The organism is Ruegeria sp. HKCCD4315 (assembly GCF_013112245.1).
In the GTDB taxonomy this organism is placed as follows: domain Bacteria; phylum Pseudomonadota; class Alphaproteobacteria; order Rhodobacterales; family Rhodobacteraceae; genus Ruegeria.
This window is the reverse complement of sequence record NZ_WVRN01000001.1, coordinates 976,944-1,002,815: the sequence shown is the minus strand read 5'-3', so window position 1 is coordinate 1,002,815 and position 25,872 is coordinate 976,944. Positions and strand designations below refer to the sequence as shown.

Below are 25,872 nucleotides of genomic sequence, written 5' to 3'. Positions count from 1 at the left end.
AGAAAACCAAAACCGCTCCCCAGTGTTGGGTGCGGTTTACCAAAAGTTTACCGCCGCTCTGCTATTGCAGTTCACGCATAGCCCGATTTTCTGAAGGCCGCGCACCGACCAGACCTTGCGCGTTAAGGTGAGTCGTGACCCGGTGTTTTTTGCAGCAAGTAGTTTGCAGTTTTGCAAAATGGGCTGAAAAATATCGAATTCCCGATATTGAAAAAGGGGTTTGCAAAACTTTGCAGCCCCCTCAGCGGGTTCCTGCAAATATTTTGCGATAAACTGACGCGTCGTCATTTGATACGCTTGCCCGAAAGTTTTCTGGGTCCTAACACAATGTCCAAGTCGTTGTGAGGAGGACGAGATGGCGTATCAGGACGTTTATGACAGCTGGAAAACTGACCCCGAAGCGTTCTGGATGGACGCTGCCAAGGGGATCGACTGGGTAAAAGAGCCCAGCAAAGCGTTGTTCGACGAAAATGCGCCACTGTATGAATGGTTCAGTGATGCGCGGGTCAACACATGCTGGAACGCTGTGGACCGCCACGTTGAAAACGGTCGCGGCGAACAAACCGCCATCATCTATGACAGCCCCATTACACACACCAAACGCGAAATTTCATATGTTGAACTGCGCAACCGCGTGGCCAACCTTGCCGGTGCGCTGCGAGCCAAAGGCGTCGAGAAAGGTGATCGCGTCATCATCTATATGCCGATGATCCCCGAAGCGCTTGAGGCGATGCTGGCCTGCGCCCGTTTGGGTGCAGTGCATTCGGTCGTGTTCGGCGGGTTTGCCAGCAACGAATTGGCCGTTCGGATTGATGACGCCAAACCAAAGGCGATCATCGCCGCATCTTGCGGGATGGAACCGGGTCGTGTCGTGCATTACAAACCATTGTTGGACGGTGCGATCGACCTGGCCGAACACAAACCTGAATTCTGCGTCATTTTCCAGCGTGAACAAGAGGTTGCCCAGCTGGTCGAAGGGCGCGATTTCAACTGGCACGGCTTCCAATATGGTGTTGAACCGGCCGAGTGTGTGCCGGTAGATGGCAATGATCCGGCCTATATCCTTTACACCTCTGGCACTACGGGCGCGCCCAAGGGTGTCGTGCGCCCCACTGCCGGACATCTGGTGGCGCTGAACTGGTCAATGAAGAACATCTATAACGTCGATCCGGGCGACGTGTTCTGGGCCGCATCCGATGTGGGCTGGGTCGTGGGCCATTCATACATCTGCTACGCACCGCTCATCCATGGCAACACAACCATTGTGTTCGAAGGCAAACCGGTTGGCACCCCCGACGCTGGCACCTTCTGGCGCGTGATCTCAGAGCATAAGGTCAAGAGCTTTTTCACAGCCCCGACAGCGATCCGGGCCGTAAAACGAGAAGACCCAAAAGGGGAGATGATCGCCAAATACGACCTGTCCCATCTGCGCGCCCTTTACCTTGCCGGTGAACGCGCTGATCCCGACACCATCATCTGGGCGCAAGACGCACTGAAGGTTCCGGTGATCGACCACTGGTGGCAAACCGAAACGGGTTGGGCCATCGCTGGCAATCCGCTGGGCATCGAAGAGCTACCGGTCAAGCTGGGCTCACCCGCCAAACCAATGCCGGGCTATGACGTGCAAATTCTGGACGAAGGCGGTCATCCAATGAAAGCGGGGGAGCTGGGCGCCATTGCAGTCAAGCTGCCGCTTCCTCCAGGCACGTTGCCCACCCTTTGGAACGCAGAGGCACGGTTCAAGAAATCCTATTTGGAGCACTTCCCCGGATATTATGAAACCGGCGACGCAGGCATGATCGATGAGGACGGTTACCTTTATATCATGGCGCGTACGGATGACGTCATCAACGTGGCAGGCCACCGCCTGTCGACCGGCGGGATGGAAGAGGTGCTGGCCGCCCACCCCGACGTGGCCGAATGTGCGGTGATCGGCGTATCGGATCAGTTGAAGGGTCAGATGCCGGTCGGGTTCCTGTGCCTGAACGCAGGCGCAGACCGGGATCACGGCGATGTGGTTCAGGAAGTGGTCAAGATGGTGCGCGAAAAGATCGGCCCTGTTGCAGCGTTCAAGCTGGCCGTTGTAGTAGACAGGCTGCCCAAGACACGCTCGGGTAAGATCCTGCGCGGCACCATGGTCTCTATTGCTGACAACCAGGACTATAAAATGCCCGCCACGATCGACGATCCGGTCATCCTTGATGAAATCAAGGACGCCTTACAAACAATCGGTTACGCCAAGTAATCTAGGGGGCGGCGTAGGCCGCCCTTTTCGCGTCTGCACTTGCATCCTGGATCAGGCCCCCTACTCTCGCTGTAAACAGTGAGGGCCCATGACACACTCTGACATCTGGCGTCTCAGCGCTACAGATTTGACCAACCTGACACGTCGCGGTGATCTGAGTGCCACTGAGGCTGCTCAAGCTTCGATTGACCGGATGGATGCAGTCAACCCGGACCTGAACGCTGTTGTAGAAGATCTACGCACCGAAGCCTTGGAACGCGCGCAATCTCTGGATCACGCCCGTGCAAACGATCAACCGACCGGGCCCCTGCATGGTGTACCGGTTACGATCAAAGTGAATGTCGACCAAAAAGGGCACGCCACCACCAATGGCGTTGTGGCATTGAAAGATGTGATCGCCCCGGATGACGCGCCGGTCGTCAGCAATTTGCTAAAAGCTGGGGCCGTTGTCATCGGGCGGACCAATACGCCAGAGTTTTCGTTTCGGGCCGACACAGACAACCCGCTATATGGGCGCACGCATAACCCTTGGGGACGGCATATCTCACCCGGCGGGTCTTCGGGCGGGGCGGGCGCTGCAGTGATGGCAGGTGTCGGAGCGTTGGCTCATGGCAATGATATCGGCGGCAGTCTGCGCTTTCCCGCAGCGGCCAACGGAGCAGTCACTGTGAAACCTGGGCTGGGGCGTGTCCCGGCCTGGAACCCCAGTCAAAAAGTTGAACGAGGTCTGTTGGCACAGTCGATGTCCGTTCAGGGCCTGATCACACGCTCAGCTGCGGATTTGCACCTGTCGATGCCCAGCGTGATCGCGGCCGACGCGCGTGACCCTTTCCATGTGCCAATGCCTTGGCGCGGTGAAGCCCCCGACGGCCCCATCAAGGTGGCGTTCACGAAAAATACCTTTGGATATGCCCTGCATCCCGAGGTCGAAAAGGCGCTTGATACGGCACGGGACGCTCTGGTCGATGCTGGCTATGCCGTGGATGAGGTTGATCCACCAGACGTGTTTGAATGTGGCAGGATCGGCTATCGGACCTTGATGGGCGAAGTTCTGACCTTGATGAAATTGGATATCGAAGCAGCGGGATCGCAAACCATTCGAGAGATTTTCGACGTCTACTTTCAGGAATTTCCGCCCATCGTCGAAACCGATCTGGTAAAAATGTTGGCCAAACGCAGCCACTATGCGCGTGAATGGTCGCTGTTCTTGCAAGATTATCCGCTGGTTCTGTCGCCGTTCCTGCCGCAGCCTTTTTTCAAGCCCGACCGCGATACTGAAGGGGCTGAAGGTGTTCATGAGGTTTTGGGCTGCGCTGTATATTCATATGCGATGAACTTTTTGGGGCTACCAGCAGCCTGCGTGCCCGCGCGGCTGGCAGATTTGCCCAAGGGACCTCAGCCAATCAACGTTCAGATTGCCGCCAATCGTTGGCGCGAAGATCTGGCGGTAGATGCCGCCGCAGCAATCGAAGCCCGCGTGGGTCAAATGTGCACCGCGCTTTGGGAACAAATGGACACGACGTAGGCGAATGCAAAAAAAATAGACCCTGGGTCATTGTGCCCAGGGTCCGACTGCTTAAATAAGCCCGGAAATCTGATGACGAGCGTAGCACCACCCACCCTCGCCAGCGCAAAATTTGCACAATCATTCGAAAACGCCGTTCAGGTGGCCACTCACTCCCACCTTGGCGTGTTCTCCGGGTGAATTCACCCTAGCCAATTCGCGATAAATTCCCTGTGAACTGGTTCACATAAGCCAGAAAAAAATGCGCGGCGGCTCAAATTCATGTGAATTGTTCAGAAATTAGGCGTTCTTCAAGGCCGTGGCCGGGGTCAAACAGAATACGGTGGGCGATGGCCGGTTCAGACCTGATTTCGACCCAATCGATTTCAGGGAATGAAATGGAATCGGCATCCGCCATAACCGGGCGTTTATCCGCATCCAGAACATCGAACCGAACCTTTGCGATCTTGGGCAACAGCGCACCGCGCCAACGGCGGGGGCGAAAAGCGGCAATCGCCGTCAACGCCAAAACATCCGATCCGATGGGCAGGATCGGTCCGTGCGCGGAATAGTTATAGGCTGTCGATCCGGCTGGTGTTGACAACAGAGCCCCATCGCAGACCAGTTCCGGCATCCGCACGCGGCCATCGACGCTGATCTTCAGCCTTGCCGCCTGTGGCCCTGCCCGCAACAGCGACACTTCGTTAATGGCAAGCGCCTCGTGCAGCGTGCCGGATTGATCCATTGCCCGCATCAAAAGCGGGTTGATTACTTCTTCCTCGGCATCCTCGAGACGTGCCATAAGGTCGTCTTCGTGATATTCGTTCATCAGGAATCCGATCGTGCCCCGGTTCATGCCGTAAACCGGTGTATCAAGATGCTGCATGTTGTGCAGGGTGCGCAACATGAAGCCGTCCCCGCCCAAAGCGACAACAACATCAGCATCCCGCGGTGCCGCGTTTCCGTGTTTGGCAACCAGAATATCCCGGGCCGTCTGCGCCACTTTGACATCACTGGCAAGAAAGGCGATTCTCTTTTTCATGTTTTCCGGTTTCCGGTGCTACACATTTGGTTCCGAAACAAACATACCTTTCCCCAATAGGCCAGTCTTGACGCCCCAGCGGACCAAATCGTCGCTTTACAGCTTTTGAAGATGCAGCGTTTCCGATAGGAAATCCGCAAGTTTTTACCCAGCCATGTGGAGCGCCCATGAACGCCAACCTTCGTGACACCGGATTTTTCACCCAGTCCCTGTCGGATCGTGACCCTGAGCTTTTTGGCTCGATCACGTCCGAGCTGGGCCGTCAGCGCGACGAGATCGAGCTGATCGCATCCGAGAACATCGTCTCTGCCGCCGTGATGGAAGCGCAGGGCTCGGTGATGACCAACAAATACGCCGAAGGTTATCCCGGTCGGCGCTACTATGGCGGTTGCCAGTTTGTCGATATTGCCGAGAACCTGGCCATCGACCGGGCCAAGGAACTGTTTGGCTGCGGCTTTGCCAACGTGCAGCCGAACTCGGGCTCTCAGGCCAACCAGGGTGTGTTCCAGGCGCTGATCCAGCCCGGTGACACCATTCTGGGCATGAGCCTGGATGCCGGTGGTCACCTGACCCACGGCGCGCGCCCGAACCAGTCGGGCAAGTGGTTCAACGCGGTGCAATACGGCGTCCGCAAAGAAGACAACATGCTGGACTATGATCAGGTCGAGGCGCTGGCGAAAGAGCACCAGCCCAAGCTGATCATCGCCGGCGGCTCGGCTATCCCGCGCCAGATCGACTTTGCCCGCATGCGCCAGATCGCCGACATGGTGGGTGCCTATCTGCACGTAGACATGGCGCATTTCGCCGGTCTGGTTGCGGCGGGTGAGCACCCCAGCCCCTTCCCGCATGCGCATGTGGCGACCACGACGACCCACAAGACCTTGCGTGGACCGCGTGGGGGTATGATCCTGACCAATGATGAAGATATCGCTAAGAAAGTGAATTCGGCGATCTTCCCCGGCATTCAGGGTGGCCCGCTGATGCATGTGATCGCCGGTAAGGCCGTGGCCTTTGGCGAAGCCCTGCGGCCCGAGTTCAAAACCTATATCCAGCAGGTCATTACCAACGCGCAAGCGCTGTCGGACCAGCTGATCAAGGGCGGTCTGGACACGGTGACCCACGGCACCGACACCCATGTGGTGCTGGTCGACCTGCGCCCTAAGGGCGTGAAGGGCAATGCAACCGAGAAGGCTCTGGGGCGGGCGCATATCACCTGCAACAAGAACGGCGTACCGTTTGACCCCGAAAAGCCGACCGTTACCTCGGGCATTCGTCTGGGTTCGCCCGCAGGCACCACCCGCGGCTTTGGCGAGGTCGAGTTCCGCCAGATCGCCGATTGGATCATCGAAGTGGTCGACGGCCTGGCGGCCAACGGCGAAGACGGCAACGGCGCTGTCGAAGCCAAGGTCAAAGCCGAGGTCGCAGACCTCTGCGCCCGCTTCCCAATCTATCCGAACTTGTAATCTATAAAACACAAATGATAACGGCGCCTCTGAGGCGCCGTTTTTCTTACTAAGGCTCGGGCCAAACGCAACGGCCGGAACGGGTGGGATCAGACCTCGCCCTCGGCCTCTTTCAAAGCATCTTCAAGCAGCTTCTCGTTTCGCGCCTCTTCGATCCTGTTGATGCGATCCTCAGCCGAGCGGCTGTCAAAGCGGTATTTCACAACATTGATCAGGCTGAGTGTCAGCAAAACAATGCCCATACCCCAGTAACCCTTGGTCGCCAGCGGCACGTCGGTAGACAAGTACAAAGAGATGCCCAGCAACAGGTAAGCCACAGCCACGCCAGCACCGTTCAGCATCAGGATCAAGTTGTTTTCACCACGATTGGTCATTTGAAGTCTCCTTAGTCAAAATACGGGTTCGTCAGTTTCAGGATTGAGCCTTAAGGCGGCTCAGAACTTCCGCTGCGCTAGAGCGGGTTTTGGGGCCATACCCGGCCTCTTCCATCCGTTGGGCCACGGTGCTGTGATCCAAGCCCGCATCGATCTCGCGCAGGATTTCGGATTGTTCGAACGGGTCATCCTGAGACATCACTCGGGCGATCAGCTCTTCTGCTTCTTCCGCCGGGCTGGTGCCACCCAAGTGACGGTTCAGCCGCTTTTGCAGCCCCTGCTCTCGTTTCACCGCTCGCGCCGAGATCGCGCCTTGTTTGAGATCCAGAATGCGGCGGTTGGCCGTCTGCACCGAGTGGCGCAGTTGCAAGATACGCGCCTCAAGCCGGTCGACGGTTTGCTGGCGCAACGCCAATTCGTTTTCCAAATCCGCAACCGCCTGCGCCGCGCTTTGAACAAGGTCCTGCTGATCATCTGCCAGCGCCTGACGGGTCCTATCCATCAAGTCCTGGATGCGGGCCTGCAAGGTTTCGATTTGGCGGGTTTCACCGCGTTGCTTCTGGATCAGGCTGGCAAGCGTCAACTTGGCGGCCTTAAGGTTTTGGTCGGCCTCCCGGATTTTCTGGTCAATCAGCTCAATTGAAAAACTATCGCGCAGCCTGTCTTCGGCCCGGGCATTTGCACCATTCATCAGGGTCTTCAATGTATTGAACATGTGATCCTCCAAATTCATGAACATCGTTCATAACTCGGAAATAGCAATTTCATGAACAGCGTTCAAGTATTTTTATGAACGGTGTTCAAGAACACTATTTGTTTCCAATTCGTGAAAGAACCTGCGCGATCATGCGTTCAATCTGTTCAGGCGGCACGCGCGAGATACGGTTCTCTAAACCAAGGGTGACGATTCCGTGCACCGATGAGAACAGCGCCCGTGTCATCAAATCCATCTCGCTCCGATCCAATTCGGGGAACAACTCGCTGACAGGTTCGGCAATAAAGGAAAACAGGTCTTTCAACGCGCTGCGATACCAATCGGGTACCGAGCCATCATTCGGCATCTGCAGATCAAACAAAGCCCGCCACAGGTTGGCGTTATCGTCGGCGAAATGCAGGTAAGCCGTGCTCATGACAATCAGGCGTTGCACCGGTGGCTCACTGCCGTCAAAAGACGTTCCGACAGCTTGCCCAAGACGTTTGAACGTACGCCCGTTTACAGCCATGACAATCGCGTTCAGATCTTCAAACACGTTGTATATGGCACCCAATGCGCATCCAGCATCTTTGGCCAAATCGCGTGCACGAAGGTCGCTTAGACTGTTTTGATCGATGCGTATCTCGGCCGCCTCAACCAGTTTTTCGCGCAACTGTTCTCGCCGGATTTGTGCTTTGGTTGCCATTGCGCCCTCAGAGCTTGAACCACGTTCAGATCCCTGCGCATAATCCGGAACCCAAGGTCAGATCAAGCCACGCCACCACAGAAAAACCAGCAGCAGTGTCGTCAGTGCCAGCAAGTTAAAGGCCAACCCACCCAGCATTCCCAAAAACCAGCCCCATCTGCGGTCGGCCAGATTGATCGCGCTGAGATGTCCTTGCACAACATCAGACGCGCGGATCAGCTTGGGTGTGTCCAGTACCTGCCTCAGCTTGGGATGCGCAGCCATCGCCTCGGACCGTGCCAACACCATGGCTTGTTTGTAAACACGTCGCGGCAGGCGTCGCTTGGCTTTTCGGATCGACGCCTCAAGCGTTTTGTCCCGCACGCCAAGCTTGGCGCGCAGCAAGGCTACGGTCTCGGCAATCCGGGTTTGAATGTCTGTGTCCTGCGACATGGGACCTCCTAACGCGGCAATCTAGCCTTTGGCTCAAAGACCTACAATGGGGCTAGTCGTCCGCAGCGCGTGCGGGTATCACTCGGGACATGTTGAATACAATAATACATGGCGAACCAACCGCCCTTCCGCCGCTTATCATTGCACATGGCCTTTATGGATCCGCCCGCAACTGGGGTGTGATTGCCAAACGGCTTTCGGACGAACGGCAGGTCGTGGCGGTGGATATGCGCAATCACGCGCGCAGCATGTGGGACCCGCAGCATGACTATCCGCATCTGGCGCAGGATATCGCCGAAGTCGTCGAACAGTACGGCGGCAAGGCCGATGTGCTGGGGCATTCGATGGGCGGCAAGGCTGCGATGACGCTGGCGCTGCAACACGGGTCATTGGTGAACAAGCTGGTGGTCGCAGACATTGCGCCAGTGAAATACACGCATAGTCAGATCCAGTTCATCGAGGCCATGCGGGCAGTGGATTTTTCACGCATCGAACGCCGGTCAGACGCAGAGCAGCAACTGGCTGAACTGGGTGTTGAAAAAGCACTGCAGAGCTTCTTTACGCAATCCCTGGACATCAATGGCAAACGTTGGCTGTTGAATCTGGATGTATTGGCGGACCAGATGCCCAACATCATGGGCTTTCCCAACTTGGATGCCTCATGGAACGGGTCCGCTCTGTTTTTGTCAGGTGGTGCATCAGAATATGTTCTGCCAGAGCATCGTGACAAAATCCGCGCGCTGTTTCCCAACGCAAGGTTCGCCAAAATTCCCGGAGCCGGTCATTGGCTGCACGCCGAGAAACCGCGCGAGTTTGAAGCGGCCGTCAGAACGTTTCTGAACGCTTGATCATGCGCCCTGATACAACCGCTTGGCAAGCATCCAGGATGCTGGCGCAGCAAGCACGGCCCCTGCTGCTGCGCCACCAACAATCGCGCTGACTGAAACCATACCGGCAGACAAAACGGCGATCACAGCCGAGCCCGACAGGGCAGTTGCGATCAGTGAATACAGCATAGCGGCAAGGCGAAACATGGCCGGAATTCCTTTTGGTGACTTCCAGCTAAATATCACACGATTCTAATGTGTTTTGCTTTGATTTGGGTCAGATGAGAAACGCCCATATGTCAGGCGCTGACAAGTTCGCCGCCCCCGTTCACCCAATCCACCAAACCGCCAAGGTTGTAGACCTGCTGATATCCCATGTCTTTCAGCAGCTTGCCAGCCAACGCTGCACGCCCACCCGAAGCACAATGTAAAATGATGGGACGGTCTTTGCGTAATTCCGGGTCGTGGGATTGCAGCGTGTCGTCTGCCCGGAACTCCAGCATTCCGCGCGGGATATGATGTGCCCCGGCGGCACGGCCGGTGGCTTGTAATTCCGCCGCATCCCGAATGTCCAGAAGCAGACCGCCCTGTTCCAGGATGGTCTTCGCCTGCGCTGTATCAATCCGCGCAACCACCGCATTGGCGGCCGCCATCATGTCTTTGACCGTTACCGGCATGTGTGTACTCCTTCACCTGTTCCGGAAAAGGGTAACATGCAAAAATTGGAAGGTGTAGCCGTGACCTCAATGCTCACGAAACGCACGAGACATGCTGTCTGACACTGGTTTCGCGATATAGGCGGCAAAGGTCCTCTCTTCAGTCTGGATCATGATTTCTGCGGGCATCCCGGGCGTTGGGATAAAGCCGCTGACACGTTGCAGTTCATCCGGAGTAAGGGAAATACGTGCCAGATACACTTCTTGAGGGCTGCCTGTGGTCTGTTCAGGCAAAGCGTCAGCAGAAATATAGAAAACCTCTCCATACAAAACAGGGGTCGTGCGTTGGTTCAACGCGATCAGACGCACCGAGGCTGTCTGCCCTGTGATCACGCTGTCAATTTCCGTGCGGGGAATCTGCGCTTCGATGATCAGGGGGGCATCGGCAGGCAGGATCTCGGCAATGGGTTCGCCAGTTTCAATAACACCGCCCGGCGTGTGGTAGTGCAGCCGCACGACTGTACCGGTAACTGGGGCCCGGACAACCGCCCGGTCCAGAACGCTGCGGGCCTGACGGGATTTTTCACGCACGCTTTCCAGATCGGCTTCGATCACGCCCAACTCATCCAGCGCAGCTTCACGATAGGCAGATCGGGTGCGCATGATCTGCTCTTCGTATTTCAACAGCATCTGGTTGATCTCGGCGGCTTCGGCCTGCAAGCGCGCCTGTTGTCCTTCGGCCTCGGCCTGAACGCGACGGATCGTGTTGAGCTCACCCTTGCGGACCAACCCCTTTTCGTAAAGTTGGCTCTTGGCCTCGTATTCTTCCTGCAAAATCTCGGCGCGCCGCATCATGCTGTCCAACTGAGCCTCAAAGCCGCTGGACCTGATTTTCAACGCTTCCATGTTCCGCTCAAGCAATGCGACATCATTCAGCAACGTCTTGCGCGACACGTCAAAACTGAGCTTTTGTCCATCGAGAATTGCCATGACTTCGACGTCATCGGATGCCTCGACAAGATCAGGTGAAAAGACAAGTCGGTCTTGTTCACCATATTCGGCCAGCAGCCGTTGGGTCATGGCTTGCAGGCGCAGTTTGCGGATGAACAACTCGCGCTCATTAGCTTGTGCCGAGGTTTGGTCCAACGTCATCAGCACTTGCCCGGCCTGAACCGACTGACCTTCGACCACCTTGATATCTTCAATGATGCCGCCTTCAAGATGCTGAACGATCTTGTTGCGACCGGTGGCTACAAAGCTGCCCTGTGCAATTACCGCAGCCGCCAGAGGGGCGCTGAACGACCAGACCCCAAAACCGCCAAAGCACACCAGAAGCATGATCAGCCCGATGGCAATCAGCCGGTTGATCGAGCGCGGAACCTCGGCATACCAAAGTTGAGATTCATCGGCAGAATTCTTCACAGGTACGAGGTCATTCATGGTCAGCCCCCCTGCTGGCCTTCAATTCCGGTTTGTTTGCGCGGCGCGTTGATCTGTTGCAGAACCTGATCGCGCTGCCCGAACAGGGCCACACGCCCATCGGTTAGCAGCATGATCTTGTCGACCACGTTCAACAGTGTCGGTTTCTGCGTGATAACGACCACGGTGATCTTGCTTTCGCGCGCCTGTTCAATCGCCCGGGCCAGCGCTTTGTCACCAGCCACATCGAGGTTCGAGTTTGGCTCATCCAGCACAACCATTCTCGGGTTGCCGAAGAACGCCCGCGCCAGCGCTATACGTTGCTTTTGCCCACCGGACAAAGGCGCGCCATCTGCGGCGACCACCGTCTCATACCCTTGCGGCAGGGTCGCGATCATGTTGTGAACATCGGCCAAAACGGCAGCATCGTGGATCTGTTCGTCGGTCGCATCGGCCCGCATCCGACCAATGTTGTCCTTGATCGTGCCGGGGAACAGTTGGACATCCTGCGGCAGGTAGCCGATGCTTTCCCCAAACTGGCGTGGATCCCAGTTGCGAATATCCATCAGGTCCAGCCGCACACTGCCCGAAGTCGGCAGGATAGACCCCACCAGTGTTTTCCCCAGCGTCGTCTTCCCCGCACCGGAGTTGCCGATAATGGCCAACGTTTCACCGGGTGTCAGCGAGAATGTGATCCCGTTCAAAACCACCCGTTTGGTCCCACCGGGCACATACAGCAGGCGTTCAACATCCAAACGGCCCTCGGGGCGCGGCAGGCGCAGTTTTTCGTATTGCAAGGCCGAGGTCGACAGCAGCGCTTTGATCCGGCTGTAGGCCCCACGTGTCAGCAAATAGCTGTTCCAGCCTTCAATCGAACCTTCGATGGGCGCAAAGGCACGACCTGCAATGATCGAGGCGGCAATCACCATTCCGCCGGTGATCTCTCCTTGCAAGGCCAGATAGGCGCCCCAGCCCAGAATACCGATTTGGGTCAGCAGCCTGACAGCGCGCGAAACCGCGGCGAAGATCACATTGCGGTCCTGTGCGCGCACCTGCCAAGTCAAAGACTGAGCGGTGTCCCTGCCCCAGATCCGCACGGCTTCGGGGATCATGGCCAGCGCGTTGATGATCTGACTGTTGCGCGACATCGAATCCAGATGCTGGTTCGCCAGCGACTGCGCCTTGTTGGCCTCGGCAAAGGGTTTGGCTGTCATTTTCTGGTTGATCAAGGCAATCGTCATCAACAGTAGCGCGGTCACGACGACGATCATGCCCAACTGCGGATGCACCAGGAAAATCATCAGGATAAACAAAGGCGCGAAAGGGACATCCAAGAATGAGATCAGAGTACCCGACACCAGAAAACCACGCAGTTGCTGCAAATCGCCTAATGTCTGGTATTCGCGCCCGTTGCCATGCAGAGACGCATGGGCCGCCGCGCTGAGCACAGGTGCGCCCAAGCGGGCTGCCACTTCAACCCCGGTGCGCATCAGCATGAACCGGCGCACCGCGTCAAAGGCCGATTGAAAGATCACCGCGCCTGCAACGATTGCGGTCAGCATGATCAATGTGTCCAATGACCGGCTGGTCAGAACGCGATCACTGATCTGAAACAGGTAAATCGGGATCGCCAGGATCAGGATGTTGGTGGCGCAAGTCAGAACCAGCACAAAAGCAAGGTTGCGCCAGATCGCGCGGATCGACACCTGCAAGGTACGCTGAAAATCCTCGGGCGGGGTGCGCTTGTGAAAAGTTTGGGGTGGCCCCTTGCCATCACCGCCGCCGGTCTGATTTTGCGGCAGTGGCTGGTTCGCCTTGGCCTCGATCGTGGTGCCCATGCGGTTTTCGCCGGCTGCGCGCGCAGAGGGGGTCTTACGCGCAGTCGTTTCCTCGGCGGTTACCTGATCGGGGCCGTCAGCATCGGCCACCCCATTGCCGCCACCCGTTGGGTCTTTGTCTTGTGCGGGCTGCGGCTGCACGCGCCGATGGGGAGGATCAGCGCGCCGTTGTTCCTGTGAGTGGTGTTGGTCCTCGGCGTGTTTCAGTTTCTCAGGTTTCTCTGACTGTTTTTCATCTGGGTTTGGTACGCGCATCTGCTCTGTCAGATGCAGACGCGGTGCGATTTTGGGCCTTTCGGGCGCGGGTTTCACCCTTGCACCCAGACTTTGGCTTTGCGGCCTTCCTCCGCCCTGTCTGTCCAGGGGGCTGGATAAGTAAGGGCGGCGCGACGTGAATACGATCGACATCTACTAACCTTTTGGTCACTCGGTAAAAAAACAGGAAAATCAGGCCAGCACGGATTGCAGGCCGTCGTCGTTGGTCGTGGTATCTGTTGCCGGAGTGGTCAAGGCCAACGCAGCATCCGGCTGCGCGACACTCATATCGCTCATTATGGCGGCGATGGCTTCATTGGTCATTGCCGTTATGTCTTCATTCGTGGGCATATCCAGCAGACTGGCCTGATGCAAAAGCAGATCCGAATATGCTCCGTTTGCGGCCATGATTGTCGAATCCACACCCATCTTGGTCACACTTGCGCTGTTCAACAGGGCGTTGCTGCCAGCGACCACTTCGGTCTGCGGCGCTTCGGGGCCGGATAGCTCAATGTCATCCTGATCCTGCATCACGGTGGTCTGTTCAACGACGTTCACCTGCACCAGATCTCCGTCGATCTTGAGAACACGGATCTGCTCCATCCCGGCGAAATTGGGATCATTCAACAAAGCGTCTTCAAGCGCGGCAATGTCGTCATCGGCCAGCGCCATAGTGTCGGACATCTCCTGGGACATGTCCTGATAGGTATCGTCCCCAACCGTTTTGACAGTGGCTTCGTTCATGACCAGGTTTTCGTCGCCCCCGGCTTCGCCTTCATCCATTGACGGGTCCATGCCGCCGCTGATCACATCGTCATCCACCAAAACGAGCGTCTGGTTCACAACGTCCACAGAAACCATGTTTCCGTCGATGATGATCACATCATAGTAATTGCCCAACTGAATAAGGTCCGAGACGTTGTACATCTCGTTGTCGCCCATCGCATACACGGTCGACGAAGCCGAAATTTCGGTCTCGATTTGGTCGATATCTGTGGCATCGATATCCTGCTTGATGAAATTCGCGACGACCAGATCACCCTGAACATGGTCTACGATAACAATCGGCGCCGCTGCCGCAGCGCCTGATGTTGCACCAAGCCAAGGTGCTGTTTTGGACTCGACCTCGATTTGCGAAGTCTGCACGATATTCGTACCACTTCCCGTTCCCGGAGCACCTTGATCCCAGTCGGAAACAACAGCGACCTGACTAATGGCCGTCAGGCTGACCGCCTGCCCTCCTACAGCTATGATCGGGGCATCCACCCAAGCCACAGTGGCCGACATGGCGTTGATCGCAACGTTGCCACCGGTCACAACCAGGTGCCCGTCATCAAATTCCGGGTCCTTTGACTGATCCCATTCATCGGGATACGGCAGCTCAGCCGTGTTTTCAGTGTCATCAGGCTGATGATATTCGGGAAGCAGATCCTTCCATTCCGGAGCCTCCGTGACGTATTCGCCGTTTACGATCACACCCAACGCATCGTCGCCATGGAACTGGTGCACAATCACGCCTTCAATGTCCGCGATCACCGGGTTTGCCATCTGTTCGGCCAGCGCCTCGAGCATTTCTGTCGATTGGTAGTCCGTGAGTGAAAATGATGGCGCAGCAATGGCGTGAAGCGACAGAGCCATGTCCATCATCTGCTCGCCCTGGGCCATCAGAACCTCAGGATCCCGGAAGTCGCCGTCGCCGACGACATCGTTATCGCGCATGTAGACGCTTTGTACCGTAACGGTCACAGCCGAACCCAAAGGCACTGTTTCAGGCGGCAGAATGATCAGTTGGACAAACGAAGACGGGCCTGAATCGCTTATTTCATTTTCCGGCACATACCGCACAGGTTCTGCGGAACCATCGATAACAATCATCGCTTCGGACACCGGCACGGTAGGCGCGTTCGGCAGCGGCAATTCGGGGTCAGAGGGTTGGAAAGTATAGGGCAAAGCTTTGTACTCGCCCGCAGGAATATCAAGGTCTGCCTTGATGTGGATCGAGGCCGGATCTTCCAGCCCTTCGATTTCGGCTTTGCGCCTCAGAGCAGTGAATTCTTCGTATTGATCCCGCAACCGGGACTGTTCGATCGTAAGCTCAAAAGTTCCAACAAAATGCGCTATCGTTTCAGAAATACTGTCTAGGGCCATGTCGGTTTTCCTTTTCACCCCTGCCAGCACAAATTTCCGGTCTGGGTTCTGTTGGGCCGGGGCCGCGTTTTACGGCCCCGGCAGTTTTGTAGAATGAGACGAGGCCCGAAAATGCGGGCCCCGCTTGTTTGACTTAGGTGTCGGTGTCGTCGCTTGCGTACGAGGACGTCATCGAGCCGCCAACCATGGTCGTATCGACCGAGTTACCAAGCACGTTGGCACCCATGACGATCGATTGGTTGAAGGCCGAAGTATCGACAACCGCCGCAGCCGAGGCGTAGGATTCGCCGGTCACGATGCCATCGCCACCATTGTTTGCGCCCCAGTTGCCGCCCGTGCCACCTGCGCCACCGTCACCCGAATAGGCTCCGGCTGCGCTGCCGCCCGTGATGGTGCCACCCATGGTGTCACCCGAGGTTGCGCTGCCCATCGAGGCTCCGCTGGTTCCGCCGTTTGCAGCAGACGCGCCACCGGCACCACCGTTACCCGAGTCAGCCGAACCCGTCGCATCACCGGAACCGGTCGAGGTCGAGTCGTTGTCGGAACTACCCGCACCGCCGTAACCGGCAATCGCTTCGGCCAGGCTGTCCGCTGCACCGTTTGTGTCCGCGTCTCCGAAGACATCCGCTGCACCGCCGCCGCCTGCGGTATTGGCTGCATCGGCAGATCCGGCACCGTTGCCGCTGGATGTAGACGTCGGAGTGGTGCTGCCACCTGCGCCGCCGTCACCGTCAGCTGCAGATGTGCCAGAGCCCATCGCATCTGCCGCGCCGTCGGCTGTATTCGAACCGCCATCACCGCCGCTGCCATCTGTGGCTTGCGAGTTGCTGGCTGAACCGTTCACATCGCCTGGGCTTTGGTCGATATCAGGGCCACTTGCCGACTGGTCACCAACGCCCTGGGCGTCAGACGTTGCGTCTGCGGTTCCGCCGGAACCATCGCCGCCCGAGCCGTCGCCAGCCGTTCCGTCACCGCCGTCACCATCTCCGCCAGTTCCGTCGCCGCCGGTTCCGTCACCACCTTCACCGGGTTCGGCATCAATCATGCCAAGCTCTTCCTGCAGCTCCATGATTGCAGCTTCAAGCAACGCAGCAAAACCACCTTCGCCGTCACCGCCGGTTCCGTCACCACCGGTTCCGTCGCCGCCGGTTCCGTCACCGCCCGTGCCGTCGCCGCCAGTTCCGTCACCGCCGTCACCATCAGCCGAACTGTCCGCACCGCTGTCTGCAGTGCCATCCGCTGTGTTGTCGCCTGCAGAGGCGTCATTGGCTTCGGTGTCGCTATCGCTGCTGTTCGAAGCTGAACCTTCGGTCGCAGCATTACCGTCACCGCCGTCCGATCCGGACGCATCCGTTGCGTTGTCTGCAGTACCGGTACCGGTTCCGGTCGAGTCGGAATCGCTGTCTCCGCCGTCGGCGTTACCCGACGAGCTTGCACCGGACAGACCCAGACCAAGACCCAAGCCGAACGAATCCGCGCTGCCACCGGCGCCGCCGGTTCCATCACCGTCCACGCTTGTGGTGCCATCGTTGTCCGAAGAGGCCGAACCATCTGCATCGCCCCCGTTGCCACCCGAGCTGTCGCCGGTCGAGCTGGCATCGGAAGTGCCCATGCCCATACTTGCGTTGGACGCGTCACCCGAAGACCCACCGTCTCCGCCTGCCGAGTCCGCATCGGCGCTGCCGGTGTCACCACCTGCCGCCCACGCGTGGCTGCCAAGCGTTGATGAGTTTGCCGAACCACCTACTGTGGTTCCGCCGTCACCCGAGGTTCCGCCATCTGCATTCGCGCGAATACCTTCAGCAGCCGTGGCTGTCCCACCATTTGCATCGCCGTTCTGGTAGAAGCCTGAATTGTTGGCAACGCTCGCTGATTCCAGCGTGTCGTCATCACTCAGGCTGGCAACCTGATTGTTGACTGATGACATCGCCGTACCGGCACCATCCATTGAGATGTCCAGGTTCATGTCATCGCCGGGATCATAGGTCAGATCACGACCTGCGGTGATCACGTCGCCAACCGTCGCGGAATCCCCAAGATCCAAATCAACCTGATCATCGTCGCGCGGTATCCACTCACCACCACCAAAGTCGATATTAATGGCGTTGTTGTTCGAGTTGTCGTTGCTGTCGTCACCGGCATCCAGTGTCTGCGACTGGTCTTGTCCCTGACCTTGATCCTGACCTTGACCTTGGTCTTGACCCTGATCCTGGCCTTGGTCTTGACCCTGATCCTGTCCTTGGCCTTGGTCTTGGCCCTGACCCTGATCGTTCGAGTTGTCGACATTCTGGTCTTGCTGCTGCTGTTGCGCTGTCAGATCAGCCTCGACAAAGGCTTCTTCTACAGGAATTTCAACATTGACCGGAGCATCCAGATTTTCGACGTTAATTTCATCGACGGTCGTCACGTTGGTATTATTTACATTACGTCTCATAACAAAATCCCATTTCTGGAACGCCAGACCGCCATTCATCTACAAAGCGGTATCAGGCGCGGTTGAAACAAAAAGCCACACGCAGCGAAACAAGCGCTGAATGCGGTGTACATTTACTTATTCGAGGCCACCTCCTTTCCCGGCTAAGCCGAAAACGTGACCCTCCAAATTAATGCTGAAATACGCTGAGGGCGATCACGTCAGGGATAGTCGCTTCTGAAATTGAAGCTTGGCCATGTTCGCAGCGACATCAGCTCGCGCCTAGCTGATTGAAAGTATAACTTTCCTCAAGTATTTGACTATTAACGTTATTTTAGCAAAGCGCCCAAGACAGCGCTGACTCATAGTCGAAGTTCTAGACTTGGATATAGTCAAAAAATAAACACAATTGTTTCCGCTGCTTACACAAAAGAAGGCATTAAAACCTAATCAATAGTTCTATATCTTAACGATCGGTCGCGCATCGTCAGGTTGTAGAGATTCAAGACTTGAGGTATAATAAAAAGAGTATAATTCCTTGATTAGTTAACGTTTTTTACCCTGGTTCTAATTTAATTAAGCACCAATTTCCGGTTACGCCTGTTTTGTAGGGGGCAATAATGAGTAAGTCTTTGCAGAATGAAACTGCCAGTCTGGATAGTTGTTCAGAAGATTTATCGATAATCTTTGTTGGGAAAGAACTGTTCTATTCCAATCAAACACTCAGAAGCGTGCAGACCGAATTTGGCGTGCATGCAGAACGCTTCGAGACCCTTGATGCGATGCGTGCGCACACGCCGACCGATAACAAGATTATTGTTGTCGACCAAATGATGCTTGAAGATCTCCTGTCTCGCCCCAATGCCTATACCAGCTCAATCGGGGCTGGTTGTTTGGCGTTTGCTTATCGCAAAGAAGACTTGGCCCGCCGCTTGTTTCAGGGGTGGGACCGAGCGCAATTGGGTGAGATCGGCTTTCTGCCAATGAATGTTGCACCTGATGCATGGCGCGCGATCTTAAGGTTGCTGATGCATGAAGAGTTGTATTTACCAAGTTTTCTGGCTGACTGCGTTCACACCCCATCTCAAAGCCCCGCCCCGGCTGCTATCCAAGCGCCGCCGGCTGCTCCAAATGGTGTCGACAGACATGCACGCTATTCGAAACTGACCCGTCGTGAAAAACAGGTGCTGCAACTTGTTTCGCAAGGCAAAAGCAACAAGCTTATTGCAGCCACGTTGGGGATCACGGAACATACAGTCAAACTGCACATGCACAATGTGGTGGGCAAAATTGGCGTCAGCAACCGAACCGCTGCGGCGCATTTCTATTTTGAGGTCGCGCCTCACGCGGCGCAACAGTCTGCCCTTGACTGACACATTCGAAACCCGGTTCGACCGCCTGATTTTATTGGTTGGCAGGTTGAACTACATGTGGACCAATACGGAAAGCCTGTTGATCCACCTGATAGCAGGTCTGACGGGGGCATCCAAAGACGTCTCGGTCATAATCTTTCTGACTCTGAACACCACCCGCGCCCGAATTGATCTGGTCGAACGGCTGGCCAAGATGGATGGGCGGTCGCCTCAAATCCGCGACCCGATCCTTGCACATACACAGCGGCTGACCAAACTGTCAGGCATCCGCAACAAATACAATCACTGTATCTATTCCTTCGACCCCGAAAGCGGCAATCCAAAGACCATTCTGATGCGGATCGCGGATCGGAAAACCGACATCAAACTTGGACGCGAAGATACAGTGGACGACGATGCCTTACGTGAAATTGAACGGGTCGTTGATCAGCTGTCCGTGGCAAACAAGGACATTTGGAAGTTGATTCAAGATCTCGGGTATCCAGTTTAGGTCCAGCCAGAGTAACCGGTTCAAATGCACCTGCAATAAAACGGATGGTTGCATAGGATTAGAGCGGTGCGGGCGGTGAGCACCATGCTGATGTTGCAGCATGGAATAAGTCTGGTGTAAATCGTTGAATCTAATTCATTTTGAAAACGTGGATTGTAGCAAGTTGTGTCAATATTTTGCAAACAACCCCACATTAGACGGGGATCTAGCTGGCGAAGTTGTCGGCGGTAAAGTTAAAGAGCGCGCCAGAAGACGTGGAGGGGCCCGTCACACGTTGGGGTACGTCGAACGGGTCCAAAGCCCCCGGCCGCAACGCCGTGACAGGAGGTCCCTGATAGATATGCGCGGCTGGACACAGAACACGCTAACTCTTACCTGGCGCTACTTTTCACGATCCTGAAGGCGGCGAACGGAGTAAAGTGCAGGACTTTCGAATCCCGCTCTCGAGCGAAGCGTTTCGGGCTTTCGAGCAATGCCCTGACCTTTTTTCTACTTTCCGACAAGAATTGCGTGTTCCCGTTCGATCACCTTTTCCCAATCGCCTTGCGCTTTCAGACCGGTCGAAGAGTCTCCCATTAGCGAAGTGACCATCAGTCTTCCACGCGCCTTCGCTTCTTCTTTCGAGAACCCGGCCTGTTCAAACATCCAGGCAGCGAACTGAAAGCGTTTGCCGATTGTTCTTTGGTACGCTTCTTGCACTTTTTCATCAGTTTTTGCCCAGACTGATACGGCGTGATCCGGCAAGGCGGCGTCCTCTTCAATGACCTTTTTCATAAGAAGCAGAATGCGGTCTTCCGGGGGGCCACCAAAAACCTTTGCCTTTGCGATCACTTTGTCAGTCAGTTCCTGCTCCCAATATCTAAGAACCTCATCCAAAAGCTCACGGACGTTCTTGAAATGCCAGTAAAAGCTGCCGCTTGTCAGGTTCAGCCGCTTTGCCATTGGCACGACCTTTATCGCGGAAACGCCGCCCTCATTGAGGACTTTGTAGGCCAGCAATATCCAGTCTTCCTTGGTTGCGGCGTTTTTGGGTGAGGTTTGAGTAACAGTTTCTGACATTCAGATTATAGCATTCATTGTTTGACATAGAGCAGTCTATGGTCGTACCGTAGAGAAGTCTATGGGCAACTAAGAGTTCACGACATCGTGCTCTTCGAAACGCCATGCAGAAATGGGGGGGATCAATGAAAAGCATTATGAATTCCACGACTGGCGCACTATTGGCATTGGGTTTTTCGTTGGCTGGCATTGCTTCAGCACAAAACGCGCTGCCGACTGGTCGCACTGCGTCTGCAATTGAAGATGATGTTTATCCCGCGTCTTACTTTCCCAACACCGAAATCCTCGGCGAGGATGAGATGCGTATCACTGCACTGGGTACGGGGATGCCAAACCAGACCAAGGCGGCCGTTTCTATTTCGTTTTATGTAGAACTTGGAAATGGGGACGTCTTTCTGTTTGACGTAGGAACCGGCGCAACTGGAAACTTGTTTTCGTTGCGACCGGATTTTGCAAAGATCGATAAAGTCTTTTTCAGCCATTTGCATGTTGACCACGTTGGAGACTTCATGGGCCTCCACGTTGGAGGTTGGCTATCGGGAAGATATACCCCGCTCCGCATCTTTGGCCCGTCCGGATCAGAAGATGAACTGGGCACCAAAGCCTATGTTGAAGGCATGTCAAAAGCCTATGCTTGGGATCTAGCCACACGTACGGGGGCGCTGCCGGATGATGGGGCCAAGCTTGAAGTTACCGAATTCGACTACATGCAGGAAAACGAGATCGTTTATCAGGAAAACGACGTAACTATCCGGTCCTGGCCTGCGATCCACAGTCTAGATGGCTCGGTAAGCTACTCTCTGGAATGGAATGGACTGAAATACGTCTTTGGCGGAGATACTTACCCAAACAAATGGTATGTAGAATATGCTAAGGGGGCGGACATCGCTTCTCACGAGGCGTTTCTACCACCGAATGCGCTAGCCCCTTATTTTGGTTGGGACATGAAACAGGCGACTTATGTAGCTACGCGCGTTCATACGGAACCTGCGGCTTTCGGCAAAGTTATGTCCGCTGTCGAGCCACGCATGGCCCTAGGGTATCACTCTGTTCTTTCGCCCGAAAACTATCAGGCAATCCTGGAAGGTGTTCGTTCGACATACGATGGACCGCTTACGCTGGCGCGAGATCTACAGGTGATAAACGTAACCAAGGATCAGATCGTTGTTCGGGAAGCGAGTGTTGACGACTATGCGCTGCCACCAGCTGTGAGCGACGAATACATCAATGCACCGCGTTCAAAAGAAAAAGAGCCTTCTGAAAAGGTTCAAGCCGGCAAATGGGATGGTTACACGCCACCGCCAATGCCGGATAATTAACGTTCAGGGGTGAACAAAATTCCAATTTGGCGGTATCTGTGCCGACTATTCTTGATGCTGAGCGTGATGGCCTCGGGTGCACAGGCCGTTTCAGCAGATGTTGTTTTGACAAACGGTTCGGAAGTCGCACCCAATATTGCTGTCCTTCATGTCAAAGATGATGGGGTTTACGTCGACCTTGAGGTCTATGTCGAAGATATTCCTTTGTTTGCGGATATGCTGCCAATCGGATTGTCATCCGATTTCGTCGAGGGTGAGCCGGAGGTTGAACAAGAGTCCGATCAAGGTTCTGCCCAAGCCAAAAGTCGGGCGCTGTCTATTGTTGCAAGGGACGAACAGCCCCTACACGCTGAAATCAGAAAGCTAGAATACCGAACGCGCATCGACCGGGCCTCGCCGCTTGCAGGTCAGCGCGATCCTTTCTCGGGTCAAATTGTTCCCAGCCCGCCAAAAGATCCGCGTGTTCTGTTCGTCGAAGTGTTCTTTCCGTTTCAGAACTCAGTTCCCAACGAGCTGACCATAATGCCTCCATCGCAGGATGGCGAACCACTGGTGACAATCGGGATGCAGGTTTTTGACCGAGAGGTTCCGGTCACGGATTTCAGTTTCTTGGCAAAGCCGGCAGAGTTAAAGATTCACTGGCCTGATCCGTGGGACAGCCGCTTTTCTGCTGAAAGCCTGAATCGAAAAGCTCAGGATGGGACATCCACCTTTCTCTACATCGAACCTCGTGAAGTTCGGCATGAAACACTGATCCGCTTGCGTGAATTGGCGCCTTGGATTGGTGAAGCTTTCGAAGTGGGGCAAACGCTTTCGCCACAACATAGCGCCTTGATCGTAAACCAGGCGGCGTCCTTTTTGGCTTCTCGTAACCCGGTGACCATTGATGGCAAGTCAGTGCAACCATCAAACGCTACTGCAACACTCCTAGAGCTGACATCTCAGGGTTTTCAGGTTGTCGAGCCGGGAAAGGAAGTGTCTGTGAACAATACGTTTATTGGAGCTATCCTGTCTTTCTCATCGGCAGACCTTCCCGATCAGGTGGCGGTCACTTGGGATATGTTTGACGAGGAAATTTCCCGCGTTGCGACCATTTCAAACGATATCGCCGGGCCGTTCTTTGGAGCTGTTACACCTGCGGACCCTCAGTTTCACTGGCAGAACCACCTACTCCAATACCAAAGAGCATCCGTTACTCAGATTCCAGTTGAGCAGCAGAAACGGCAGAACCCTGCCGTGGCTTTGATCGCCGGGATTATCAGCGCCGTCTCACTCTGTTTTCTCCTGCTAACCAGAGGCAAAGTCGCAAAGCGTGCCAGTTGCGTGACTATGATTGCCGTTGCTTCGGCAACGTTTGTATTTTCGGGATATTTGCCGGAATTACCCTGGAGTAAGCCCGCGCCCCCTGAGCAGCAGGTTGCGGAAGATATACTGCGCTCGATGGTCGAAAACTTGAACACGGTGACCCTGGAAACTTCGTCGGCAGCAAGAAAGGCAGAGCTGGCCCACATTGTAACGGCAGCGTCTCTGGGCGACATCGCAACAGAGGTAGAACGTGGCCTCGTAATCCGAACGCCGGGAGGCAGTCTTGCTACAGTTACAGATATTAGTGCCCTGAAAGTAGAGCGCGTTGACCCGACCCTTAAACCGGGTGGATTTAGCACTCTGGCAAAATGGACAGTGAAGGTCCAAGGCGGTCATTGGGGACACGCCCATATACGCGCGGTTACGTTCCGGGTACTCGCCGAGGTCGTACCTGAGTCAGGGCAATGGAAGCTGGATGGATTAACTGTAATCGAGGCCCGAGATCCAAATGCATGAGCGTTTAAGACCAAAGGTTTTTGCTTTCGGCGCTCTGTTTGTCGGAGTGCTTTTGTCACTGACTCTGTCAGCCTCGGCGCATTTTTTGCTAAACCTCAACGTTCGAATTTCGCATGTCGAGCATTCCGAAGGCGGTCTGCGCGTCTACATCCGTACGCCCATGCCTTATCTGGTTGCAGACAAGGTCGGTGATCAGGATGGTGATGCCTTGCCGAAAGCTGCACCATTCACGACTAATGCATTGAGCGACGGTCAGTTGGTGCACTTTGTCGACTTGCAGGCTGTCATGAGCGATCCTAATGGGCTGGGACAATTCGCCGAAGGTGGGTTGCATCTGTTGGTCGACAATCAGCGCTTAAGAGGAACAGTTAAGTCGGTTCGCTTGCATCAAGTTGGAAATGAGCCCGGATTTGCAACTTTGGCCGAAGCTCAACAGGCCGTGGACACCGAAACGGCCTTAACGCCACCGCTTTTTGTTGGTGACACAATTGTCGATCTCGTCCTGCATTATGACACTGACGGCCCGGTCCAATCTTACAGCATTACCAACGTGCTGGACCCCGGCTTGCCCGATCAGGACCAAACGGCCAACCTCATACTCGACTACGCGTCGGACACACCGCAGATATTCCGATCTCGGGGCCTGATGACTGAACCATTGGTGGTTCAGCACGAGGGGTATGGAGGATTCCTGAGTTTTGTCTGGGAAGGTATACGACATATCCTCGAAGGATTGGATCATGTTCTTTTTGTTGTGTGTTTGGTCATTGGAGCGCAGACCCTCAGGGCGCTATTGCTGCGTGCAACCGGTTTTACCGTTGGGCATAGCGTAACGCTGTCGCTGGGGTTTTTCGGGTTTGTACCATCGGGCGCGTGGTTTGTTCCTGCCGTTGAAACCGGAATCGCGCTTTCTATCATATTTGCAGCTGTCGCAGCGTTTATGAGTTTTAAGGACAGCGCGCGCTCTGAGGTCACGATGGTGCTTCTGACGACGCTGATTGGCCTCTTGCACGGGCTTGGGTTTAGCTTTGTGTTGCACAAGATTTTGCAGGTTACATCCCCAAACATCTGGCAAAGCCTGCTTGCATTCAATCTTGGCGTCGAGCTTGGCCAGGTTGCCATTATTCTTGTGCTCTGGCCTGCCTTAATGATGTGTCGGCGCGTGAACTCCAGTTTGTGGATGTCCCTACGAGTGGGCTTAGCCGTTGGATGTGCGGCTATCGCCTGCCTTTGGACCTTTCAGCGAATTGCCGAAGTTTATTCCACGTTGGCTTAAGGTCATTGCGATGGTGCGTGCCGTGATGGTCGCCTGACAGAAAAGCGGACATTTGGCTGACCCGCAGCAGAAGACAGATTGGGGCTCGCACCAGGCTTTCTATGCGACAGATCCGAACTGGTCGAATAGAACCCTGAGCTGCCGTTTAGCCGGTCTCGCGTGATTGCGACCCCAGCATGATGGTTCGATCCTTTCGTGCCGTTCCACCTTGGTCACCGTCGCCACGGTACAGCCCATCTGAGGAGACATATTCGCTACTTCAGCGTAACCGGGACGCGGTCGAGCCAGTAGATCGCTGGACATGGCTTTGATCGCCTGCCGCATCTTGTGAGGGCTGCTCAGGCAACCATAACCTCTGAATCAACATCATTCCGAAGGCCTTATGGAACCGAGTTCATCGGAATGGGCACCCATTGTTCAGGCGGCCTCTAAGCAAAAACGGAGGAGATACAGGTACTCAGGTCAATTCGCACCTTCTACGCCGAACGATTCTTTGACCGCAAGATTCTTGCCACAAC

At 55.5% G+C, this 25,872-nt stretch carries 21 protein-coding genes; 9 read left to right on the top strand and 12 right to left on the bottom strand.

Going from position 1 to position 25,872, the window contains the following annotated elements:
* The first annotated feature begins 355 nt into the window (after positions 1-355).
* Both prpE and GS646_RS04975 read left to right on the top strand, forming a co-directional pair.
* Positions 356-2,245 (top strand): propionate-CoA ligase PrpE, encoded by a 1,890-nt coding sequence (gene prpE, locus GS646_RS04980; RefSeq protein ID WP_171647733.1) that lies wholly within the window; start codon positions 356-358, stop codon positions 2,243-2,245.
* 88 nt (positions 2,246-2,333) lie between these two features.
* Positions 2,334-3,770, top strand: a complete 1,437-nt coding sequence (locus GS646_RS04975; protein ID WP_171647735.1) for an amidase family protein — start codon at positions 2,334-2,336, stop codon at positions 3,768-3,770.
* A 259-nt stretch (positions 3,771-4,029) separates the two neighbouring features.
* On the opposite strand, the gene GS646_RS04970 is transcribed toward GS646_RS04975, so the two are convergent.
* On the bottom strand, positions 4,030-4,791 hold the full coding sequence (locus GS646_RS04970; RefSeq protein WP_171091113.1) for an NAD kinase: 762 nt from the start codon (positions 4,789-4,791) through the stop codon (positions 4,030-4,032).
* 167 nt (positions 4,792-4,958) lie between these two features.
* On the opposite strand from GS646_RS04970, the gene glyA reads away from it, so the two are divergent.
* Positions 4,959-6,254 (top strand): serine hydroxymethyltransferase, encoded by a 1,296-nt coding sequence (gene glyA, locus GS646_RS04965; protein ID WP_171644509.1) that lies wholly within the window; start codon positions 4,959-4,961, stop codon positions 6,252-6,254.
* An 89-nt stretch (positions 6,255-6,343) separates the two neighbouring features.
* Here the strand turns inward: glyA and GS646_RS04960 are convergent, their stop codons facing one another.
* From GS646_RS04960 to GS646_RS04945, 4 genes are all read right to left on the bottom strand, one after another.
* Entirely contained in the window at positions 6,344-6,628 is a 285-nt protein-coding gene (locus GS646_RS04960; RefSeq protein WP_171093944.1) for a hypothetical protein, read from the bottom strand.
* A gap of 37 nt (positions 6,629-6,665) precedes the next feature.
* Complete coding sequence (locus GS646_RS04955) at positions 6,666-7,343, bottom strand: PspA/IM30 family protein (protein ID WP_171647488.1); 678 nt, start codon at positions 7,341-7,343, stop codon at positions 6,666-6,668.
* A 94-nt stretch (positions 7,344-7,437) separates the two neighbouring features.
* Positions 7,438-8,028, bottom strand: coding sequence for a TetR/AcrR family transcriptional regulator (locus GS646_RS04950; protein WP_171647490.1), 591 nt, complete (start codon positions 8,026-8,028; stop codon positions 7,438-7,440).
* A gap of 57 nt (positions 8,029-8,085) precedes the next feature.
* Positions 8,086-8,460, bottom strand: a complete 375-nt coding sequence (locus GS646_RS04945; RefSeq protein ID WP_171093950.1) for a hypothetical protein — start codon at positions 8,458-8,460, stop codon at positions 8,086-8,088.
* Positions 8,461-8,549: 89 nt separating this feature from the next.
* Here GS646_RS04945 and GS646_RS04940 point away from each other — a divergent pair, with 89 nt between their 5' ends.
* Positions 8,550-9,308 (top strand): alpha/beta fold hydrolase, encoded by a 759-nt coding sequence (locus GS646_RS04940; protein ID WP_171093952.1) that lies wholly within the window; start codon positions 8,550-8,552, stop codon positions 9,306-9,308.
* Here GS646_RS04940 and GS646_RS04935 read toward each other — a convergent pair whose 3' ends face one another.
* From GS646_RS04935 to GS646_RS04910, 6 genes are all read right to left on the bottom strand, one after another.
* The gene (locus tag GS646_RS04935; RefSeq protein ID WP_171647492.1) at positions 9,309-9,494 is read right to left on the bottom strand and encodes a hypothetical protein; all 186 of its coding nucleotides are present in this window, start codon (positions 9,492-9,494) and stop codon (positions 9,309-9,311) included.
* 92 nt (positions 9,495-9,586) lie between these two features.
* Positions 9,587-9,964 carry a rhodanese-like domain-containing protein gene (locus tag GS646_RS04930; protein ID WP_171647494.1) on the bottom strand — a complete coding sequence of 126 codons (378 nt, stop codon included), beginning with the start codon at positions 9,962-9,964 and terminating at the stop codon, positions 9,587-9,589.
* A 66-nt stretch (positions 9,965-10,030) separates the two neighbouring features.
* On the bottom strand, positions 10,031-11,383 hold the full coding sequence (locus GS646_RS04925; RefSeq protein WP_171647497.1) for an HlyD family type I secretion periplasmic adaptor subunit: 1,353 nt from the start codon (positions 11,381-11,383) through the stop codon (positions 10,031-10,033).
* 2 nt (positions 11,384-11,385) lie between these two features.
* The gene (locus tag GS646_RS04920; protein WP_371732027.1) at positions 11,386-13,512 is read right to left on the bottom strand and encodes a type I secretion system permease/ATPase; all 2,127 of its coding nucleotides are present in this window, start codon (positions 13,510-13,512) and stop codon (positions 11,386-11,388) included.
* Positions 13,513-13,647: 135 nt separating this feature from the next.
* A complete protein-coding gene (locus tag GS646_RS04915; RefSeq protein ID WP_171186701.1) occupies positions 13,648-15,603 on the bottom strand; it encodes a type I secretion protein in 1,956 nt (651 codons plus the stop codon).
* Between the two features lie 133 nt (positions 15,604-15,736).
* The gene (locus GS646_RS04910; RefSeq protein ID WP_171186703.1) at positions 15,737-18,037 is read right to left on the bottom strand and encodes a hypothetical protein; all 2,301 of its coding nucleotides are present in this window, start codon (positions 18,035-18,037) and stop codon (positions 15,737-15,739) included.
* Positions 18,038-18,636: 599 nt separating this feature from the next.
* On the opposite strand from GS646_RS04910, the gene GS646_RS04905 reads away from it, so the two are divergent.
* Together GS646_RS04905 and GS646_RS04900 are read left to right on the top strand one after the other, a co-directional pair.
* Positions 18,637-19,389: a response regulator transcription factor gene (locus GS646_RS04905; RefSeq protein ID WP_171647499.1), complete on the top strand. Its 753-nt coding sequence runs from the start codon at positions 18,637-18,639 to the stop codon at positions 19,387-19,389.
* Entirely contained in the window at positions 19,382-19,879 is a 498-nt protein-coding gene (locus GS646_RS04900) for a hypothetical protein (RefSeq protein ID WP_171186706.1), read from the top strand. Before GS646_RS04905 ends, GS646_RS04900 begins: the two co-directional genes overlap by 8 nt.
* A gap of 489 nt (positions 19,880-20,368) precedes the next feature.
* On the opposite strand, the gene GS646_RS04895 is transcribed toward GS646_RS04900, so the two are convergent.
* Positions 20,369-20,938: a TetR/AcrR family transcriptional regulator gene (locus GS646_RS04895; protein WP_171186708.1), complete on the bottom strand. Its 570-nt coding sequence runs from the start codon at positions 20,936-20,938 to the stop codon at positions 20,369-20,371.
* A 125-nt stretch (positions 20,939-21,063) separates the two neighbouring features.
* On the opposite strand from GS646_RS04895, the gene gntH reads away from it, so the two are divergent.
* Genes gntH through GS646_RS04880 form a run of 3 tightly spaced genes read left to right on the top strand, consistent with a single transcriptional unit; the run spans position 21,064 to position 25,354 of the window.
* Positions 21,064-22,257: a guanitoxin biosynthesis MBL fold metallo-hydrolase GntH gene (gene gntH, locus GS646_RS04890; RefSeq protein ID WP_171647501.1), complete on the top strand. Its 1,194-nt coding sequence runs from the start codon at positions 21,064-21,066 to the stop codon at positions 22,255-22,257.
* A 54-nt stretch (positions 22,258-22,311) separates the two neighbouring features.
* The gene (locus GS646_RS04885; RefSeq protein ID WP_171647503.1) at positions 22,312-24,078 is read left to right on the top strand and encodes a hypothetical protein; all 1,767 of its coding nucleotides are present in this window, start codon (positions 22,312-22,314) and stop codon (positions 24,076-24,078) included.
* Positions 24,071-25,354 (top strand): HupE/UreJ family protein, encoded by a 1,284-nt coding sequence (locus GS646_RS04880; RefSeq protein ID WP_171647505.1) that lies wholly within the window; start codon positions 24,071-24,073, stop codon positions 25,352-25,354. The genes GS646_RS04885 and GS646_RS04880 overlap by 8 nt, the downstream gene beginning before the upstream one ends.
* The last annotated feature ends 518 nt before the right edge of the window (positions 25,355-25,872 follow it).

What these genes read in the sequence shown, in the direction of transcription:
- prpE (WP_171647733.1), top strand. Translation starts at nt 356, where the DNA reads ATGGCGTATCAGGACGTTTATGACAGCTGGAAAACTGACCCCGAAGCG.
- GS646_RS04975 (WP_171647735.1), top strand. Translation starts at nt 2,334, where the DNA reads ATGACACACTCTGACATCTGGCGTCTCAGCGCTACAGATTTGACCAAC.
- GS646_RS04970 (WP_171091113.1), bottom strand. Translation starts at nt 4,791, where the DNA reads ATGAAAAAGAGAATCGCCTTTCTTGCCAGTGATGTCAAAGTGGCGCAG.
- glyA (WP_171644509.1), top strand. Translation starts at nt 4,959, where the DNA reads ATGAACGCCAACCTTCGTGACACCGGATTTTTCACCCAGTCCCTGTCG.
- GS646_RS04960 (WP_171093944.1), bottom strand. Translation starts at nt 6,628, where the DNA reads ATGACCAATCGTGGTGAAAACAACTTGATCCTGATGCTGAACGGTGCT.
- GS646_RS04955 (WP_171647488.1), bottom strand. Translation starts at nt 7,343, where the DNA reads ATGTTCAATACATTGAAGACCCTGATGAATGGTGCAAATGCCCGGGCC.
- GS646_RS04950 (WP_171647490.1), bottom strand. Translation starts at nt 8,028, where the DNA reads ATGGCAACCAAAGCACAAATCCGGCGAGAACAGTTGCGCGAAAAACTG.
- GS646_RS04945 (WP_171093950.1), bottom strand. Translation starts at nt 8,460, where the DNA reads ATGTCGCAGGACACAGACATTCAAACCCGGATTGCCGAGACCGTAGCC.
- GS646_RS04940 (WP_171093952.1), top strand. Translation starts at nt 8,550, where the DNA reads ATGTTGAATACAATAATACATGGCGAACCAACCGCCCTTCCGCCGCTT.
- GS646_RS04935 (WP_171647492.1), bottom strand. Translation starts at nt 9,494, where the DNA reads ATGTTTCGCCTTGCCGCTATGCTGTATTCACTGATCGCAACTGCCCTG.
- GS646_RS04930 (WP_171647494.1), bottom strand. Translation starts at nt 9,964, where the DNA reads ATGCCGGTAACGGTCAAAGACATGATGGCGGCCGCCAATGCGGTGGTT.
- GS646_RS04925 (WP_171647497.1), bottom strand. Translation starts at nt 11,383, where the DNA reads ATGAATGACCTCGTACCTGTGAAGAATTCTGCCGATGAATCTCAACTT.
- GS646_RS04915 (WP_171186701.1), bottom strand. Translation starts at nt 15,603, where the DNA reads ATGGCCCTAGACAGTATTTCTGAAACGATAGCGCATTTTGTTGGAACT.
- GS646_RS04910 (WP_171186703.1), bottom strand. Translation starts at nt 18,037, where the DNA reads ATGAGACGTAATGTAAATAATACCAACGTGACGACCGTCGATGAAATT.
- GS646_RS04905 (WP_171647499.1), top strand. Translation starts at nt 18,637, where the DNA reads ATGAGTAAGTCTTTGCAGAATGAAACTGCCAGTCTGGATAGTTGTTCA.
- GS646_RS04895 (WP_171186708.1), bottom strand. Translation starts at nt 20,938, where the DNA reads ATGTCAGAAACTGTTACTCAAACCTCACCCAAAAACGCCGCAACCAAG.
- gntH (WP_171647501.1), top strand. Translation starts at nt 21,064, where the DNA reads ATGAAAAGCATTATGAATTCCACGACTGGCGCACTATTGGCATTGGGT.
- GS646_RS04885 (WP_171647503.1), top strand. Translation starts at nt 22,312, where the DNA reads ATGCTGAGCGTGATGGCCTCGGGTGCACAGGCCGTTTCAGCAGATGTT.
- GS646_RS04880 (WP_171647505.1), top strand. Translation starts at nt 24,071, where the DNA reads ATGCATGAGCGTTTAAGACCAAAGGTTTTTGCTTTCGGCGCTCTGTTT.